Source organism: Polaribacter sp. Hel_I_88 (genome assembly GCF_000687935.1).
In the GTDB taxonomy this organism is placed as follows: domain Bacteria; phylum Bacteroidota; class Bacteroidia; order Flavobacteriales; family Flavobacteriaceae; genus Polaribacter.
Genome location: NZ_JHZZ01000001.1, coordinates 1317828 through 1337113, shown reverse-complemented (window position 1 = coordinate 1337113; position 19286 = coordinate 1317828). Strand labels below are relative to the sequence as shown.

At 28.3% G+C, this 19286-nt stretch carries 17 protein-coding genes; 3 read left to right on the top strand and 14 right to left on the bottom strand.

Annotated features, from left to right (window positions below):
• Positions 1-1171: 1171 nt before the first annotated feature.
• From P161_RS0105940 to P161_RS19335, 14 genes are all read right to left on the bottom strand, one after another.
• Positions 1172-1579: a hypothetical protein gene (locus P161_RS0105940; protein ID WP_026776118.1), complete on the bottom strand. Its 408-nt coding sequence runs from the start codon at positions 1577-1579 to the stop codon at positions 1172-1174.
• Positions 1580-1617: 38 nt separating this feature from the next.
• Positions 1618-2046, bottom strand: coding sequence for a hypothetical protein (locus tag P161_RS0105935; RefSeq protein WP_026776117.1), 429 nt, complete (start codon positions 2044-2046; stop codon positions 1618-1620).
• A gap of 2 nt (positions 2047-2048) precedes the next feature.
• Positions 2049-2480 (bottom strand): helix-turn-helix transcriptional regulator, encoded by a 432-nt coding sequence (locus tag P161_RS19030; RefSeq protein WP_051605682.1) that lies wholly within the window; start codon positions 2478-2480, stop codon positions 2049-2051.
• Positions 2473-2979, bottom strand: coding sequence for a hypothetical protein (locus P161_RS0105925; RefSeq protein ID WP_036841280.1), 507 nt, complete (start codon positions 2977-2979; stop codon positions 2473-2475). Before P161_RS0105925 ends, P161_RS19030 begins: the two co-directional genes overlap by 8 nt.
• 47 nt (positions 2980-3026) lie before the next feature.
• Complete coding sequence (locus P161_RS0105920; RefSeq protein WP_026776115.1) at positions 3027-5879, bottom strand: type I restriction endonuclease subunit R; 2853 nt, start codon at positions 5877-5879, stop codon at positions 3027-3029.
• 2 nt (positions 5880-5881) lie between these two features.
• Positions 5882-7096, bottom strand: a complete 1215-nt coding sequence (locus P161_RS19025) for a restriction endonuclease subunit S (RefSeq protein WP_051605681.1) — start codon at positions 7094-7096, stop codon at positions 5882-5884.
• A gap of 2 nt (positions 7097-7098) precedes the next feature.
• Positions 7099-8721, bottom strand: coding sequence for a type I restriction-modification system subunit M (locus tag P161_RS0105905; protein ID WP_026776114.1), 1623 nt, complete (start codon positions 8719-8721; stop codon positions 7099-7101).
• Between the two features lie 92 nt (positions 8722-8813).
• The gene (locus P161_RS0105900) at positions 8814-9803 is read right to left on the bottom strand and encodes a GIY-YIG nuclease family protein (RefSeq protein ID WP_026776113.1); all 990 of its coding nucleotides are present in this window, start codon (positions 9801-9803) and stop codon (positions 8814-8816) included.
• A gap of 30 nt (positions 9804-9833) precedes the next feature.
• The gene (locus P161_RS0105895) at positions 9834-10106 is read right to left on the bottom strand and encodes a helix-turn-helix domain-containing protein (RefSeq protein ID WP_051605680.1); all 273 of its coding nucleotides are present in this window, start codon (positions 10104-10106) and stop codon (positions 9834-9836) included.
• Positions 10107-10155: 49 nt separating this feature from the next.
• The gene (locus tag P161_RS0105890; RefSeq protein ID WP_026776111.1) at positions 10156-11055 is read right to left on the bottom strand and encodes a hypothetical protein; all 900 of its coding nucleotides are present in this window, start codon (positions 11053-11055) and stop codon (positions 10156-10158) included.
• A 3-nt stretch (positions 11056-11058) separates the two neighbouring features.
• Positions 11059-11349 (bottom strand): helix-turn-helix domain-containing protein, encoded by a 291-nt coding sequence (locus tag P161_RS0105885; protein WP_026776110.1) that lies wholly within the window; start codon positions 11347-11349, stop codon positions 11059-11061.
• Positions 11350-11438: 89 nt separating this feature from the next.
• Complete coding sequence (locus tag P161_RS0105880) at positions 11439-12293, bottom strand: hypothetical protein (RefSeq protein WP_026776109.1); 855 nt, start codon at positions 12291-12293, stop codon at positions 11439-11441.
• A 31-nt stretch (positions 12294-12324) separates the two neighbouring features.
• Positions 12325-13626 (bottom strand): tyrosine-type recombinase/integrase, encoded by a 1302-nt coding sequence (locus tag P161_RS0105875; RefSeq protein ID WP_026776108.1) that lies wholly within the window; start codon positions 13624-13626, stop codon positions 12325-12327.
• Between the two features lie 406 nt (positions 13627-14032).
• A complete protein-coding gene (locus P161_RS19335; protein ID WP_231494774.1) occupies positions 14033-14173 on the bottom strand; it encodes a transposase in 141 nt (46 codons plus the stop codon).
• Positions 14174-14319: 146 nt separating this feature from the next.
• Between P161_RS19335 and P161_RS19020 the strand changes: the two genes are divergently transcribed.
• From P161_RS19020 to P161_RS0105860, 3 genes are all read left to right on the top strand, one after another.
• On the top strand, positions 14320-15636 hold the full coding sequence (locus P161_RS19020) for a GDSL-type esterase/lipase family protein (protein WP_051605679.1): 1317 nt from the start codon (positions 14320-14322) through the stop codon (positions 15634-15636).
• Between the two features lie 78 nt (positions 15637-15714).
• Positions 15715-16461 (top strand): T9SS type A sorting domain-containing protein, encoded by a 747-nt coding sequence (locus tag P161_RS0105865; protein ID WP_026776106.1) that lies wholly within the window; start codon positions 15715-15717, stop codon positions 16459-16461.
• Positions 16462-16676: 215 nt separating this feature from the next.
• A complete protein-coding gene (locus P161_RS0105860) occupies positions 16677-19241 on the top strand; it encodes a T9SS type A sorting domain-containing protein (protein WP_026776105.1) in 2565 nt (854 codons plus the stop codon).
• The last annotated feature ends 45 nt before the right edge of the window (positions 19242-19286 follow it).

Sequence of the window (19286 nt, the reverse complement as noted above, 5' to 3'; positions counted from 1 at the left end):
AAAATTCATCATTGGACTTGGTACGGTTTTATTGTGGCTTTGATACTAATATAACTAAAATATATTACTTTCGTTACAGTTATAGATATTATTGATGCTATTTACCTTGTTTTACCTCTTTTTACTTAATGAAATGAAACTAACAAAGAATTTTGATAAAGAAATTAAATGAATTTAGTAGAATTTTTGTGCAGTTGAATGAGATAAGGAAAAAGAGGTGTTTTATCGTTTTTAAAGATTGATAAACAGAGGCTGGTTTGCGCTTGGAGTTTATCAATCTTTAAAAATGTTAGCCCAATGGCGATTGAATGACATAATATTGGAAATAAAACATTGATTAAACATTTTTTTTGTATATTTCTACTTTCTTTTTCATAGCAATTTTTACCCACCTCTCCACGATGTGGGTTTTTCTTTTAAATAATTTCATTTAAAATAATTAAAGTACGTAGTGCTTGGGCAGCAGCGAGAATAAGTGTAAAGACTTTTTATTTGTGCTATCTTATTTTATTAGGTTTTATTAAAAGTGAATGCCCACTATTTGTAGTTTTAATGAATTGATTTTGGTCTTTAACTTTTTATCTGATATGTTCATAGCATTTACTTTTAGTGAAAACGGCTACTACTAATTTACTTCACAAATAAAAAGTTTTACTCTTATTGGCTTTTTTTGATTTTATAGGTGCTTTATAAATTGTCTTTAATTTTCTACTTTTAATTATTTAGTTCTTATGTTTAATTTAAAGTTGCCAAAAGCACTTATAAAAACAATGCATTAAAGACTGAATGTTATTAAAATATCTAAATATCATTATTAATATCGGGTGTGCGCGTTGGATGTGCGGCTATTTTACATAATGGCGTTATAGTGCCTGGAACTTTTGTGGAAGAGCAGTATAACTGCGCATTATGTAACTTAGCTTGGGGTTGGTTTTATGGCGAAATAGTTGTTTGAGCGTTGGCAATGGCTCTTTGCTTTTTTATTGTACCAATTTATTACAATAGATACATTTAAATAAAATAAGCAATGTGCTATTATAGCGTTGGCTACAACTATTGTGACATAAAACCAACTATGTGGTGGCGCGCGGAACAACACAAAAGACAGAGGATTTTTGCTTTTTCGCAAAAAACTGGGTTTTGGGTTGTGGGGACTTTTATCTACTAAGGCTTAAATATTGGAATATTCTAAATATAACCAATCAACAAAACCATTTAGTTTAGACTTTATCAATGCTTCATCATTATACTCTACCATTTTCAGACCTTTATCAGTCACGTCAATTTTTTGTTTCTTTTCTATTGTTTGAATTGTATCATAATATTTATCGTATAACCAATCTCTACAACATAAATCAACATCTGGTAATTTACCAAATTTAGGATTATGCTCTGCACCATTTAAAACATTAAAATCATATTCTCTTGTATTGTCCTTTGGAAAACCAATCAAGTCTAATACAATATCATAAATTTGAACAGATACCTTAGTTAAGTCAATACCTTTCTGTTCTAACTCTTCAAATAAGCATTCCTGCTTAAATTGTTCAAACAATAAATTCACTAAACTATCTTTCATACCAATTTAAGCATTTAAGAATCCATAATAAATAAAAACTATTTACTTTCTTCCGCAGGAATAGAGGGATTTACTACTGGAAGTATAGCACCATTTAAAAAAGTACCTCTAAATACACCATACATAACACCTCTTACAGTAGATATAGAAATAGAGTTCAACATTACAGATGCACTTTCAGGTAAACCAATTGTATTTTGCTCTTTATCGATATATTTATTTAATTTTTCTACATAATACAAACAACTTGCTTTAATATGCCCCAATTTAACTTGTGTGTCATTATCTAAAACATTAATACTACAAGTTACTATAACCAGTTCACGGTCTAAATTAAAACTTTGTTTTAACTGTAAGTCGAAACCAAATACGGTATTATTATCAATACGATTTTTTGGCTCTATAATACTTGTCTCAAGTATTTCGATACCTTTAATCTGAAAATTAAATTGTTTATCTGCTTCCATTATTAAGCTTGGTATTGTCTGCAATTAGATTGTTGAGAACCTAATGTATTAATCTGATTAGCATTAAGTATATAATCTAAACTACTATAACTATCAAAACCATTTGTTTTATTTTCCATTACAGGATAACTAAAACTAATAGTAATATCTTGTTTTTCTTTCGCAAAGAAATCAATATTTAATACTTCACCTATTTCAATCAAGGTGTCTTGAGTAAAATTATGAGTACCACTAAGCCATTTAGTAATTATACTTGGGCTTTTCATATCTAATGCTTTTAAAAGTCTGGTATTATTCCAACCTTTAACATCCATAGCTTCACGAATTTTTGCTGCATTAAGCATACGCTGTTCTGTTTTTTTCATTTCTACAGATGATATTTCTTCTAAAATATCATCTAAAAAATCAAAATCTTGTTCTGCTGATTTATTCATAATTAAGGTTTTCAATTATTAAGTCTCCTTCAAAATCCATTCCATCTTCACTAAAACGGATTTCTCTGTCTTGCATTTTTTCTGTTATTAGTTTCGATAATTCTCTAAGTATGTAGTTTTCTCGTTCTAAATTAGTGTCTTCTTGAAAAGCTCTAATTGATTTTGGTTTATGACCACCACCACCAACAATGACTAATTGCGAACCATACCGAACACAATACAATCTTAAATTGCTATTATCTTCATCATAGAGCGCACAAACACCATCACCAGGACTGCCTTCGTGTAGTTTAAAAAAGTTTTCTCTCATTCCTGTTTTAGAACTCATAGTCTTTAAACGAGCTACTATATCTTTTATTTCACTTTTAAATGAATTTTGATTATTCATTACAAAGTTTTTAAATGATGTATTTTCTTCTTCATCAATTAAAATAGTATAAACTGAACCTCTTGAGCCACTTAAATTCGGTATTTTTATTAATTGACATTTAGAAAACATATGGTCTGCAAATATATAACATTTTTTACTTATAAGTGAAATTATCTTTAATTATCCATTCCATTAATAAAAGTCTCTACAAAGTTTACTACTTTATTTAAGATTCTATCTCCTATTGATTTACGTTTTAAAACATTTGGCTTTGTACCTACTATTAAATCTAATAATTCATCACGTAACGGTTCTCTTTCTGCATATAGATAATCTTCAATAAGTTTTTGTGTTTTTTCTGATGATAGATTTTCTTCTTTTACAAATACTTCAAATGCTTTTTGTTGTTCTTCTGACCAGAACTTTTCAAACTCTTGTGGTATTGTTTCAGAATCGTCTATTGCAGGTAAATTATCTTCAATAAACTTTTCTATTAATTCTCGCTTACTTCTTAAATTAGCTTCTCCAGTTAATAAATCTACTACCTCTTTTTTCTTAGCTTCTTGTTCTTCTTTCTTAACATCTTTTAATGATGCCAACAGTTTTAGAATATAAGTAACATTGATTTCGTCTCTATGAATTAATTCTAATTCAAAATCTACATCATCAAGTATAGATACTTTTTCTTTTGCATTATCGTGTTTTGTTTTCTGCCATAAATCAAGATACTTACTTCTATAATCATTAAACAACTGTTCTGCCATTGCTAAATCTTCCCAATCGAAATTAGCAAAGGTTGTCATTGTGTTTTTTAAACGCATTAATTCTCTAAATGCTTTAATGAACTCTAATTCATCTTCTTCACTTACTAATTCATTAACACTATTTACTGTTGGTGTTACTTTTAATAAATTAATAAATGCCTCATTGAATTTCTGTGTATATTCTTCATAAGGCTTCATTATAATAACATCTATAGCTTCTTTATTACTAAAGAGTGTTATTGCTTGATCTGTTACTTTTTTAAGATTACGAAATACTACAATGTTACCTTGCGATTTTTGCTCGTTTATAATTCTATTTGTTCTTGAATATGCTTGTATTAATCCGTGATATTTTAAATTCTTATCTACATATAATGTATTTAATGATGGACTATCAAAACCTGTTAAAAACATATTTACCACTAATAGAATATCAATTTTACGTTCTTTTACTTTCTTTGATATATCGTTGTAATAATTGTAAAATGACTGACTATCTTTTGTTGAGAAATTAGAACCAAACATTTCATTATAATGCCCTATATAACTTTCTAGCTTATCTCTTTTATGTAAATTCAAACCATATAAGGCAGGCGATTCTTCTACAACCGAAACTTCTTCTGGAATATATCCATTTGCATCTGCATCGTCTTCATTAGCTACATAACTAAATATGGTTGCTATTTTAAGATTGTGTAACCCTTCTACTTTTTTACGATGTAATATATCATAATAATCTACCAACATATCTGTACTACCCACACAAAACATTCCTGTAAATTCTTTATTGTGTGTTTTACGGTTGTGATTTGCTATAATATAATCTGCTATTTTCTCTAAACGTTTTGGTGATTCCATTAACTCTTTACGGTCAATATCTTCTACTTCAATATCTATTTCTGTTGCTGATTCTTTTTGTTTGTATTTACCAACATATTCTACTGCAAACTTTAATACATTTTCATCTTTAATAGCATCTGTAATCACGTACTTATGTAAACAATCTCCAAATAATTCTTTTGTAGTACGTTTACCTAATTCATTTTTAACTGCATTATCTGCAAATATTGGTGTGCCTGTAAAACCAAACATTTGATAGTTATTGAAAAATGCTTTTATACGATTGTGTGTTTCACCAAATTGGCTACGATGACATTCATCAAAAATAAAGACGATACGCTCCTCTTTCATTTTCTCCATCTTCGCTAAATAGTTCTTTTTACTAATTGCTGTATTTAGCTTTTGAATGGTAGTTACAATAATCTTGGTATCATCACTAAACTGTTTTACTAATGCTTTTGTATTATCTGTACCATCTATACTGCCTTTAGAGAAGCTATTAAACTCTTTAGTAGTTTGGTAATCTAAATCTTTTCTATCTACTACAAATACCACCTTTTTAACTTGTGGCATTTTCATAATTATTTGACTTGCTTTAAAAGAAGTCAACGTTTTACCTGAACCTGTAGTGTGCCAAATATAACCGTTATGCGTGCTATTTTTAACCTTATCTATAATGCTTTCTACTGCATAATATTGATACGGTCTTAGCACCATTAATATTTTATGCGTTTCGTTTAATACAATGTATTTACATATCATTTTAGAGATATGACAAGGCTCTAAAAACTCACTTGTAAAACCATTTAAAATATTGGTTAAACGTTTGTTTTCTTTATCTGCCCAAAAGAATGTTTGTTTAAATGATTGATGCCTGTTATTAGCATAGTATTTGGTATTAACACCGTTACTAATTACAAATATTTGTACGTATTGAAACAATGCAGATTTAGCACCAAATGAATGTCTTTGATAACGGTTTATTTGATTAAAGGCTTCTTTCATTTCTAAGCCTCTACGCTTTAATTCAATTTGCACTAATGGTAAACCATTAACTAATAAAGTAACATCATAACGATTTTTATAACTGCCCTCTATTGTTACTTGATTGGTAACTTGATATTGATTTTGACACCAATGCTCGGTATTTAAAAACTCGAAATATAAATTATCTCCGTTATCTCTAACAATATGCTGTTTTTCTCTTAGTGTTTTGGCTTTCTCAAATACAGAACCTTTGCTTAGAATATTTAAAACACGCTCAAACTCTTTATCAGTAAACGTAATTTTATTATGCTTTTCTAACTGTGTTTTTAAATTAGATAATAAAGAAGCTTCATTTGGAATAGTAACTTTTGTATAGCCTTCATTTGATAACTGTTCTATTAACTGATTTTCTAATACTTGTTCTGGTTGTGTACTCATAATTAATAACAAAACATTTGTTGTAGTAACGCTTTTTTGTATGTTTTAGCAGACTCTATTTGTTCGTTTATAGCATTTATTTTATTGTCAACTTTGGTTAGAAAGTTTGCTATTCTAGCTTGTTCTTTTTCGGATTTGGGTATATACAATGGACAACTTAAAACCTCGCTCTTAGTTAAGTTTGTTTGACCAACACCAGAATCAAACATTAAGTAATATCTATTACGATTTAGTATATAAATTAAGAATTTGGAATGAATCTTCACAGGTTTTAATGCACAAATACGTTGATTCAATGTATAAGTATCATTTTTATCCACATAAAAACACTTAGCAAGAGCCTTACCGTTAGGGACATCACTCATAACCATTGTAATTTCACCCTTTTCTAATTTACAAATTTGTGTCTTTGAATATTTTTTAACCTTACCTTCTTGTGAAATAAATTTTGAATTTACAACTATAAAATGCCCATCTTCAGATATATCTTTTTCGTGAGCCTTACCATTTCTATATACTATCAACTCTCCTAAATTAAATTCTTCCCACTCAGGATAACTATCTCCATTGTCAGTTTTAAACCTTAATTTTTGGCTAAATATTTTTTGCATTATACCTTTTTTATAACGCTCTAAATTGTTTGACTTTTCTTGTAATTGATTAATCTTTTTATCTAAAATATTAAAGAAATGAGTTATTCTCTTTTGTTCTTCTAATTGAGGTAAAAATAATTTTCCTTTTATGGATTCTTCATCAGTTATCTGCAGTGTATTTTTAGCACCTTTTCTTACTAACGGTCTTAAATATCGATTCAGGTTTGCGTCTAAAGAAAAGTAGTGTTCAATAAATTGACCATTTGCTTTTTCATTTACCTTGTAAACTGCATATAAAGTAGACACTATGCCTGCTTTATGTTTATTTAATTTTATTATACCATATGGATTTGCTTTTAATGGGCTTTTAGTATAAACCATGTCACTAAATTCGACAACACCATAGTTATGTACAGAAGCGCCTGCATAAGAACGACCTAAATGCTCTATTTGATTTACTATACCTAATTCGCCCGAAACCGATAAAACTTCCTCTTTAGAATATTTTAAATCTTTATTTTTCTTTTTAGAAACCGTTAGTAGTTCATTAAGTTGCTTATGTTCCCAACCCTCATTAAATTCTGGAAATCTAATAAGAGGCATTTGATTTTCTCTTTTATCCATTTTTAAAAAGGTGTTTCTATATTTAACTCTTTGCAAAGTGCCTTTAAAGAATCGTCTGTTTCTTTCATATCTTCTTCTAAAGATTTTAACTTTAAAGAAACTTTTGAAACATCAATAATCTCCTCTTCTTCAAACGTATTTACATATCTTGGAATATTAAGATTGTATTCATTCTCTTCTATTTCAGATAAAGGTGCTATGTAACTATATTTATCTAAAACACTTCTTTCTTGATAAGTACTAACTAATTTTTCAATATCAGAATCTCTTAATGTATTTTGAGTACCTCTTTCAAAATACTTACTTGAATCTATAAACAATACATCATTAGGGTTTTCTCTACATTTTTTAAACACTAAAATACAAGTTGGTATTGGCGTACCATAAAACAAGTTTGTAGGTAAACCTATTACTGCATCTAAACAATTTTTTTCTTTTATCAAGTATTTACGTATATGTTCTTCTGCATTTCCTCTAAATAATGCACCGTGAGGTAATACTACTGCCATTTGTCCGTTCTCCGCTAAATGATGCACCATATGTTGCACAAAAGCAAAATCTGCTTTACCACCTGGTGCTAATTTACCATATTGACTAAATCTATCATCACTCATAAAGAGCTGATTAGCACTCCATCTTGCAGAAAATGGTGGATTTGCTACGATAGCTTCAAAACGATGTTCTAAGTGTTGTGGGTGTTCTAAAGTATCTTCTTGTTTAATATCAAACTCACGATAATGCACACCGTGCAATATCATATTCATACGTGCTAAATTGTACGTTGTACGGTTTAATTCTTGACCGTAAAAGTTGTTTACTTCTTCTACTTCTTTAGCTACACGTAACAGCAAAGAACCACTACCACAGGTTGGGTCATATACAGATTTTAGTTTCTTTTTACCTGTAGTTACCAACTTAGCTAACACCATACTTACTTCTTGTGGCGTATAAAATTCACCTGCTTTTTTACCCGCACCACTTGCAAATTTTCCAATTAGATACTCATAGGCATCACCTAACACATCTAACTCTGTATTTTCTAATTTAAAATCTATTTTATCTAAGTGCGCGAGTACTTTAGCGATAATCTCATTACGAGCTTCTGGACTTTTCCCCAACTTAGTAGAGTTTAAATCCATATCCTCGAAAAGGTCTTCAAAATCTTCTTCACTATCCGTACCCATTGTACTGTTTTGGATATTGTTTAGGATTTTTTGTAAATCTTCTAATATGAAATTATCTTTAGTATTGTAAGTTTCAGAAGTATCTTCTGCTACTGCATCACTTTCTTTTTCATCTTCATTATGATTACCACGTTTAGAAATAGCAGAAAATAATTCAGAAGGCTTTAAGAAGTATCCTAATTTTTCTAATGATTCTTCTTTTATAGCCTCTATGTATTCTTGTCCGTTTTCTGTGTTTTCGTCTATTTCAGAAAATAAAAAAGTATCGCCACCTTCTTTAAGGATTTTGTTGGCATATATTTCCATTTTCTCGGCTAAGTATTTGTAGAAAATAAAGCCTAATATGTAATCACGAAACTCGTCTGCATTCATTTTACCACGTAAAGTATTGGCAATATTCCAGAGTTGTTGTTCTAATTGTTTTTTATGGTCTTCTGACATTTGGTTGGTAAAGTGTTTTTAAGTTGACTTTAAAAATAGAGTTTTCTTTGTTCTTAAAAAAAACATTAATAGTTAAATAATAAAGAATTTATTTATTGTAATCGTTCCTTATATTTTTCCCAATCAGCAGAAGCTTTATCTCTTTCTTTTTGTTCTTCTTCTGTTAGAGTACTCTTTTGAACATTTGAGTAATTAAGATTGTCTTTTGTTAGGAACATAAAATTTTCTTTTTCACGAGGATTGCCAATATGATAATCGTTTTCAATACCATTGATAAAACTTTTATATGTTAATATATAATCAATTCGCTCTGCTATTAACCTTAAATTTTCATTAACTTGACATTCAATTTTGAAGTCAATTTTTTGATCTATTTTTAAGTCTAAAGTTTTAAAAAAACTATTTTCATATGGGTAGGAATGAATAAATAGATTATACTTAGTTGGATAAAAACTTGTTAGCTCTTCTTTTGAAATTATCTTATTTAAAAATATTACAGAAGCTACATTATTAATAAATAGATTAAACAGAGGGTAGAAAATGGATTCTTCAAAAAATTTTATTGAATCTGATATTCTTAAAAGTTTTCCTTTAAAATCATATTCAAATACTTTGAATTTTAGATTAGATAAAAATATAATTTTAGATTGCTTAATTAAACACTTTTTAAATTCAGGATTGAAATCATTTTTATAATATTTAAGGATATTTGTGTTTAATTCTTTTTCGTAAAATAAAGAATCATCCAAGCTATAATTACCACCCTTATTAAAATTTGTTAGAGAACCCTCGTAAAATGCTTTCCTACCAATATTATAAATGAGGATTTCTTCAATTTTAAAAGCTATTTCTTCATTTAAGTATTCTAACAACTTGACTACTCTTACTTTATTACCACTTAATTTAATTGCTTTTATTTTGTTTTTTTTCTCTCTATTGCCATCTCTATTGTCATCAATTTTATGGTCATTATACCTTTGGTTTTTGCCCTTACCTATATAAAATATTTCATTATCTCTGGGGTCTATCAAAGCATAAACATAATAATTATGGTCTGGTGGTACTAATCTGAATTCTTCCATTAAATAGCATTTGCTATAAAAATATGATAATTAAACTGTTTTATAATTAACATCTAACATTTTTTGTATATCAACCACTTTGTAATAGAATTTGCCTTCAATTTGAGAGTAGGGAATCACCCCTTTATTTCTCCAATTTTTCGATGTACTATTGCTGATATTCATTAGTTGTATAAAGTCTGCATTATCGATTATAGAATTATCTAATGTATTTTTTTGCAACTTGTTTATTTTGGTTGTAAGAATATCCAATTTATCTTGAATTTCTTTTAATGCTATTTGTTGTATTTCTGTGTTGTTCATTGGTTTACTTTTTACCCCTGTTTTAGACTATATTACAAGTTGAAAAACGTTAGTTATTAATACTATAATTTATTTGTTCTTTTAATTTATTAATTACTTGATTTTGAAATTCTGAATTGTCAAGATTATTCATCATTTTATTGTATTCTTTTCTGTCTTTTTTATACATATGTGGATGCTGTTTTCTGATGCTTTCTTTCACTTCATAATTTGTGAGTGAAGCGTACAATCTTTTTTCTTTAATTGATAGTGTTGATAAATCTAGTTTTGGTAGTTTTTCTATTTGGATGTATTTGTTTAAAATCATTTCCCCTAACTTGCTGAACTTCTCTTTATCTAATAAATCTTTTACTGTATAAATACCAATATTATTGGTTTTGTTATTTAATACTTTAGGCTTACAATTGTCTATTTCAAAACGAAAAAAAGGTTGCTTTAAATTAACTTGATTATGATTTTTAACCTCAAAGGTTTTATCATATCCTTTAATTTGATAATCTGTAAGAAAGTATTTTGCACCATATATTTTATTTTTATCTTTCATTGGTGTGTAATTCTTACCTAAAAAATACTGCCATTCGTTAAATATTTTTTGTGGATTTTCATTGATAACAACACCTGCACTCAATTTGTTAATCTTGGAATTGTAAATATTAATAGGTAGTGCATTGTCTAAAAGCGTTATCGCATTAAAAACTTGACTTAATGTAAAGGGCATATAATTGTTGCCATAATACGATTTGTGTAGTGAATTACTTACCAGTAATTTGTCGCCAATAATTCTCAAATACATATTTTTATAATGCGATTTGTAGTAAATAGGAAAGTTACTTTCTTTATAGTGAGGAATCCATCTTATGCCATACCAATCAAAAGGAGTTTCTTTTCTCTCAATGATTTCTTTAGGCAATTCTTGGATTGTATTCTCTATGTTGAAAGTATCAATCACTAATTACTTTTTATTGATAGCAATTAATGATTCTTCAATTTCAGAAGTTTTGTATCTAATAAGGTTGCCTAATCTATAAGGTTTTAGTACCCTTTTTTTATTCCAATCAGATAAAGTTACTAATGATACTTTTAAGATTTTTGCAACTTCCTTTCGTGTAAGATATTCAGCTTGTTTTTTAGGTTGAAAGTTTTGAGCGATTACTTGTAATTCTGCTCTTACATCTAACAAGATGCTTTCTTTTAATTGTTGAGGTGTTACATTGTGTACCTGTGTGATATTTTGTTGTTCCATCGTAAAAATGTTTTTAGATTACGAGGACAAAACTATACTCAAATGATAGGTTCTTTATCATTGGAGTAACTCCAAAGGGTACTCCAAGACTATACTAAATCATCTAATATTTTATTGATTTTATCAATATCTCTCTGATAATTAGCACCATTTTCTGAAACTGATTTATCTAGTTTTTGAATGTTGGTTTTTATGTTTTTTTGATGTAAACCTGTTATTAAACTAATTAATTCTGCTTGTTTTACTTTGGATGCATCTTCTATTTTTGGATGGATAAAAAAGCCTATTTCTTGAAGTAATAAAATAATTTGATTTGCAGTTAATTGGTTTTTAGATTTGGTTTCAATTGGTTCGATTTCTTTATCAATTTTTGTTCTTACAATCGCTTCTGTGCCATAACCAATCATATTACCATTATCATCTATAATATTAGTTTCTTCTTGAATATCTACTGTGAGATTGTATTTTTCTAATCTTTGGCTTAAATATTCGAGTTTTCTTCTAATTGTTATTTTAAACCTTTCTTCATAGTCAATATATTTACCATAACTATAACAATCAAAATTACCAAAGTCAAGAGATCTATTTACTTCTGGATTGTTGAAGTATTGAATTTCATTTAGTAAAAAATCTTTTTCATCTGCTTCAATATTTTCATCAAAGTAAATTTTTTCTCTTTCTTCTATATGATTTAAATATACCTGACTTGGACAATCAAAATAGTAATAATTTAAGTTTATTGATGTCTTATAAAGTCTACCAATTAAAATGCCAATAGACGTATCTAAATCTTGAATTTTATAAATTCTTTCTTTGTATAAATCTGATTCATAATAACTATCAAATATGTCTTTGCCATTAATCTCTTTTTGGATAAGTTGATTTATTTCAACAGTTTCTTTAAAACAGGATAATAATTTTGGGAGTATTTCTTCTTCTTTCATCTGGCAATATTTTTTCTAAATATAAAATATTTTATTTAACCACTTTCATTTTTAACTGCTCATAACTGTTTTTTTCATTTTGTTTCGCCCAATATTCTTTTAGTTTATTGGCATTTTCTTTTGGTGTTATTTTAATATATTTTAAGAATTGAGTTTCTGTTTTATGCCCTGTAATGCCCATTATAACCATATTAGGCAACTCTCCATAAAGATTGGATGCAAAGCTTCTTCTACAAATATGGGAGGTAATTAACTCGTGTTTTGGGTATGTGCCTTTTTCTTTTCTGTTGGTTTCTTTGTTTATTTTACTACCTTTAGTGAGCTCTTTTAGTCCAGAAAATTCCGCAACTTCTTTAATGTATAAATTGAATTTTTGGTCGGATAATTTTGTAGGAAAACCATCTCTTTTTTCAAGTATTTCCTTTATTTGCCAATGCATTGGGATAACTACTTCTTGACCTGTTTTTTGTGTTTTTATTTCTATGAAACCATTTTTGATATTGGTTTGTTTTAAGCGTAAGAAATCAGATACTCTTAAGCCTGTTCTTAAACCTATTATAAATAAATCTCTTGCATTTTCAAGTCTTTCATTATTTTTGAAATCTTTCTTGTAGATTTCGTTAATCTCCTCATCATTTAAATAGATGTCATCAGTTGATTCTGTAGGAGCAAAAAAGTTAGGATGATTAATTTCATTGTTTACTGGTAAGCCTAATAAAATAGCTTCTCTACCAAATGATTTTACGTTTTTAATAAACTTACCTGTTGTATTAATTCCAATTTTTTCAACTTCCAACAAATAATTCATAAACTGCTTGTGAAAGGTTAAATCTAAATCTGAAAACTTAATTTTTGTTTTGTAGTGTTCTTCATAGGCAGTAAGCTTTTTTTTCGTGCTTTTGTATTTTGTAATAGTTCCTGCACTTACAGGCTTATTTGTATTCTTTATTATTCTTGTAGGTGCTTCTTTAATAAAGTTTTCTATAAAAGGTAATAAATATACTTCCTCTAATACTGTTTCATTTAAGGGTCTGTTAAAGTATAGAGCAATCTTTTTTTGTAGCCACTGTTTATCAATATAAACACCAGTTGCATTTTCTAAGTTAAAGCTATCAAAAATGTGTTTTTTTAAGTCTGCTAAATGAGTGTTAATAGCATCTTTAGTTTTGTCTCCTGAAGTGTTTTTAACTTTCTGTTTTGCTTTACTCCAGTTTTTTGGGTCGACTTTTAATTCTGTAGAGGTTGTATAGTCGAATTTTCTTCCATTTTTAAAACGAATGAGTATATTTGAGAAATTCTTTTTCCCTTTTACGAGGTAATTTAATGTAGACATAACAGTAAAGTGGCTTAATTATTAGTACTTAAAGATACAAAATTATCCCCACATTATCCCCACAATAGTTATATTTATATATAATTTACTTGACTTTAGTTAATGTTTAAAATTCATTAATCCCTTTATTTGTAAGGGTTTTAGGTGGTTTTGATAAGTTTTGTAATATACTGAAAAAGTAGTGGTTGGTACATGTGGGACCACTTTTTTTTTAAAAATAAAACCTTAACATTAAGTTTGTTAAGGTTTTTTTGTTTTTGGTGTAGCTCACAATAATCACCACATATTAAAATTATACTCCAAATAATTTGAGAAATTTAAAATTCAAAGTCATTGTTGAGAATTAATTTTCTCATTTAATCAGAACCTTTTCGGGATCAAATTCAAAAGTTCTTTGATTTAGAATTTAGGCATTTATATTTGAGAGTCTAAACAGGAAGAATTCTAGGTTTCTAACGTCTCTAAATTGGGTTCTAAATGCTTTGATTTTTGCATTAAAAGATTCTGCTGATGTGTTGGTACTTCTATATTCAAAATAGTTTAAAATATTTACTTAAATCATAATGCACAATAGGTTTAATTAAAATTAATCTACTATAAATGAAGCTTAATAGTTGTATAATCTATATAATCTGCGTAATTGTCTATTTTTTATAATAATTTTCTTTTTAAATTTGTTAAAAATATATATAAATGAAATTTAAAATACTTTTTTTTAGTTTACTAATTTTGTGTAGTATTGAATTTACTTTTGGTCAAGATGTAATACTAAATAACTTTGAAGCAAATACTTCAAATATTGTATCTAGAAATGGTTCAAACTTTGCGATAGTAGATAACTCGAGTATAAATCAAAATTCGATTTTAATGGTTCAAGATTTTGAACCAGGTTCACCAAACGTGGTTTCTAGACATGGTGGAAGTTTTTCTATAGTGTCAAATCCAAACCCAGACAATATTAATAGCTCTGCAAATAGTCTTAAGTTTGGCAGAACAGGCACTAATTGGTATGAGTTAATTGCTTTTCCTGTCACCAAAATAGTTGTACCACCAAATACTATAAAATATTTAAATATTGCCGTAAATTTCCCGGCTCAACCAGATGTTGTAATCCGAGTAGATGGCGAGGATGAAAACTCTAATGGAAATCCTACTGTCGCTATTAGAGCAATTAATAAATATACAGATTATGGAAACTGGGGAAAGCTGATATTTCCTTTAGAAGGTGGTCCCAATGGAATTGAAATAAAAGCTATTATTGTTTTTCCAGATGCTGGTTTTCAAAATAACCCTAGCGGATTTATACTAAATAATACAAATACTTTTGGTTATATTGATGAAATTAGTGTTAGCGAAACAGATGGTTCTGCAGCAACTTATGAAGATTATTTAACGAATATAAAAGCTGAACTAGTCAAAAATTGGCCATCAAATAGAACCATAAATTTGGTTTTCCATGGTCACTCTGTACCTTCAGGATACTATCAAACACCAACCGTAAATACTTTGAGTGCTTATCCACATCAAGTATTACAAAAATTATCTGCAAAATATCCAACAGCTGTAATTAACACTATTAAAACCTCCATTGGTGGAGAGAATTCAATACAAGGAGCAAGAAGATTTGATGAGGATGTTTTAGTTCATAAACCAGATGTATTATTTATAGATTATAGTTTGAATGATCGCTCTCAAGGTTTAGCTCCAGCTTATGCAGCTTGGGATGAAATGATTAAAAAAGCTATTGCAAGAGGGATTAAGGTTATTTTATTAACACCTTCACCTGTCCAAAATGTAAATATGCTAGCTACTGATACTGAATTATACCAACATACGGAACAAGTTAAAAGATTAGCGCAGGAAAACGGAGTAGCTTTAGTTGATAGTTATGAGCAATTTAAGCAAGAAGTTATAAATGGTAATAACGTAAATAATTATTTATCTTCTGGAAATCATCCAAATACAGCGGGTCACACATTAATTGCAAATGAAATTTTAAAGTTTTTTTAATTGATTAGCATTTAAATTTTTTGGAAATAAAAGAGTATTAATTGTAATAATAGATTTCAATATTAATAAAAACCTACAATGAAGAAACATAAATTTCTAATATTATTTTTAATATGTAGTTCTGTTTTTGTTTTTGGACAAAATGATAATTCCTCTACAAATACTTCGGATAAGTCTCTTAAAGTTTGGAGAACAACTAACAATCCAGAAGGATTGATAGCTTTTCCTGTAACAAATTTTACAATTCCTCAAAACACCACGATGTATATACATATGATGGTTAATTATAACAAACAGCCAGACATTGCGATAAGAATTGATGCACAAAATGTAAATTCAGATGGTACTTCTGCAACATACATTAGACCTATAGCTCCATATACGAGTTATAATAAATGGGAAAATTTAGTTTTTCCAATATCTGGAGGTTCTACAGGTAAAGAAGTAAATACAATTCTTATTTTTCCAGATTTAGGTATTGAAAATCAACCTGCTGGTCAAATTTTAAATGATACTGGTAATTTTGGTTACATTGATGAAATAATCTTGAGTCAAAATACTACACTTTCAACTGAAACTATATTTAATAAGAATAAAGATCTTTCAATTTTCCCTAATCCAGCATCGGGAAAAATTAAAATTTCTACAGAAATGACTATTGTTAAAATTTTATTGTATACCAGTTTAGGTAAAGAAATAACCAAAAGGATACATAAAATAAATACTAATGAATACGATTTGACGGGCTTGTCTTCGGGTATATATTTTATAAAAATAATCGATGAAAATGGGTCTAACTATAAAAGAAAAATAATAAAGCAATAGCTTTCTATTAAAACTTTTCAGTTCAAAAAAAATCATCAATAGCATACTAATTCATTTTTTTAATTTGAATCAATAGTGTATTGTTTTCTTAAACTTATATTGAAATAGAATAATCTATTTTTAAAGTTTTAATATACATATATTAATTTTTAATATATTTTATATTTGAGAAAATAATTCTTTTTAATTTTTAAAGTTTTAATAATATTTTAGATATGAAAAAAAAAATACCTTACATAATTGTTGCATTAATTGCGCTTTTTATTTCAGTTCAATATTTATTTTTAAATAAAGATTTTGAAAAAAGCATCACTGTTTTTGATTATAATGAATCTTATGAAAGAGAAAAAAAAGAAGATTTTTTCAAAGAAAAAATAGTTGACTTTAATGATTTAAAAGGGGAATCTCTTGAAAAATATGAAAAGTGGAAAAAAGAAATAGAAAATTCTGGATACCAATTTACAGATTTTAGTAAACTTAAATCTTCCTCAACAAAATTTTTTAAAAACGCATCTACCATTGCAGATAATAATTATTCATACGCTAATGGTTTAATTACTGGTAATTGGGATCAAAAAAATATAGTGCTTTTTGATGATAGTGGTTTTAGGTCTGATGGTTCTACTTATGATCCTATTAACAAAGAGTTGTTTGTGGTCTCTACTGCAGGTCATCTTTATAAAATTGAAGAAGATAAGCCTATTAAATGGTCAATTAGAAATCAAAAAAAGATTTTGTTGGGAGATGATTTTAACGGGATAAATTTACCAGATAATAGTTTTAGATTGTTACATCAAAAACCAAACGGGCCTATGGAGTTTTCTGATGACGAGGGTCGTACGTGGGTAGATGCTAATGGAGCTCTTTTTCAAAATTCTTGGAATAATAAAACTGTTGTTACAAAGACTTCAACAGGCAGAAGAATTGTAGCTCACGGTGGAAGCTTTGTTGCAGGTGCTTCGCATGAAAGATTATTTATATCTACCGATTATGGTTTAAACTATACAGAATCAAACTTAAGATTTAGGAAAAGTGATTTTTTAATGAGTATAAATAAACCTCATAATAGTAGATCTGTTTATTGTTTTGTTGTTCAAAAAAGTACTTCTAAATTATTTATTTATAAAATGGGAGAGAATGATTCAGACTTTTTATTAATAGCTTCTCCTTCGCAAACTATTGCGAGTTTAGACTCTGTATTAGGAGCAGAATTTGCAAATACTTTTAATCACTTTTATATTAGTAGCGGAAGTAATATTTATTATTCTAATGATGAAGGTAGAACGTGGTCTCTAAAAAGCACTACAAATGATAGAGCGTTAATGGAAATGCACCCTCAAGAACCCAATATTTGTTTTAAAGGTTTTATAGATTTGTATATGTCTACTGATTTTGGAACAACATTTAGAAGTAATAATCATTATTTAAGATCTTATTACGTGTGGGATTTGCAACATATGAAAACATATGATGAAGAGGATGGAGGAAACTTTACCTTTGTAGGAATGGATTTTGGGAGTTACTATACAAATAATTCTAAACTTTGGAATTCATGGACGTCAGTTAATTCTGGATCTCCAACAATATTAGCTTATGACGCTATAACAAGTGAAAAACACAATAAAATATATACTGCAAACCAAGATAGAGGTTCTCAAGGTTTTATTGATATTCCAAACAATGATGAAATATATACAGCTGCAAGAGAGGCAAATACCGATGTATTAAGAGTTTCTTTATCTAGAGATGAAGAATCTGTTTGGTTTTGGTACTATTATGGAACTATTGGAAGAGCTTCCGTTACCAACGGAGGAAATTATAGTACAGTACTCCGTAGAGATTTTTTTGGTAATTGGTGGGCAACAAGCATGATACCTTCCCCTAATATAAATGAAGATGCAATGTATATTCCAGCAGGTGGAACTAAATTGAATAAGTTTACCTATACAGGAAATAATATTGTTCAAACTTTTCATCCTTATTCTTTTTCAAGCGCTCCTATTAGTTTTAATTATTCTGCTTTAAATACAAATAGGTGGTATGTTGGTTTAGCTTCTGGAGATTTTATGTATTCTAATAACGGAGGGAACTCATTTACTAAAACAAGTTATACAGGGCAAATGCCTGGGCAGGATAATGATTATCGAAAAAGAAGAACAGTAATAAAAACAAGCAAAACGGATGAATCAACTGTATATTTTGCAGGTAAAGGAAATATATTTTTAATATCTAAAGATGGAGGTGTTACATTTACAAATCATAATAACGGGCTGTCTGTAACTAGATTTATGGACTTTGAAGCTTCTGAAGACGGAAAATTTATTTTCGCAGCTTGTGAATTTGAAGGAGGTTGGGTTTATTCTGTAGCGGATGATAAATGGTTTAGGATGGATGGAGCACATGTACCTAACGTGCAATTTACCGATGTACAATATATAGAATCTAAAAAAATAATTAGATTTGGTACTTATGGAAGTGGGGTTTTAGATTTTAAAATAAATGATAATTCTTTATCTTTAGATGATAACATCTTTAATAAATTGGAAAACGTAAAAGCCTTTCCAAATCCAACAACAGGTGTTTTTAATGTTACAGTTGGTTCTTTAATGAACGAGGTTTTGGTAGAAGTATATACAAGTAACTCGAAACTTGTTTTAACTAAAAAATGCAAAGTAATTGATGGTAAAATAAAAATTAATATAGAAAATAATGCTTCAGGTTTATATTTTGCTAAAATATATCTAGAGAAACCAATCTCAGTAAAAATATTAAAAGAATAAGTTTAACCAGAATTAGTATTACACACTTATAAGTCTTTTAAATTT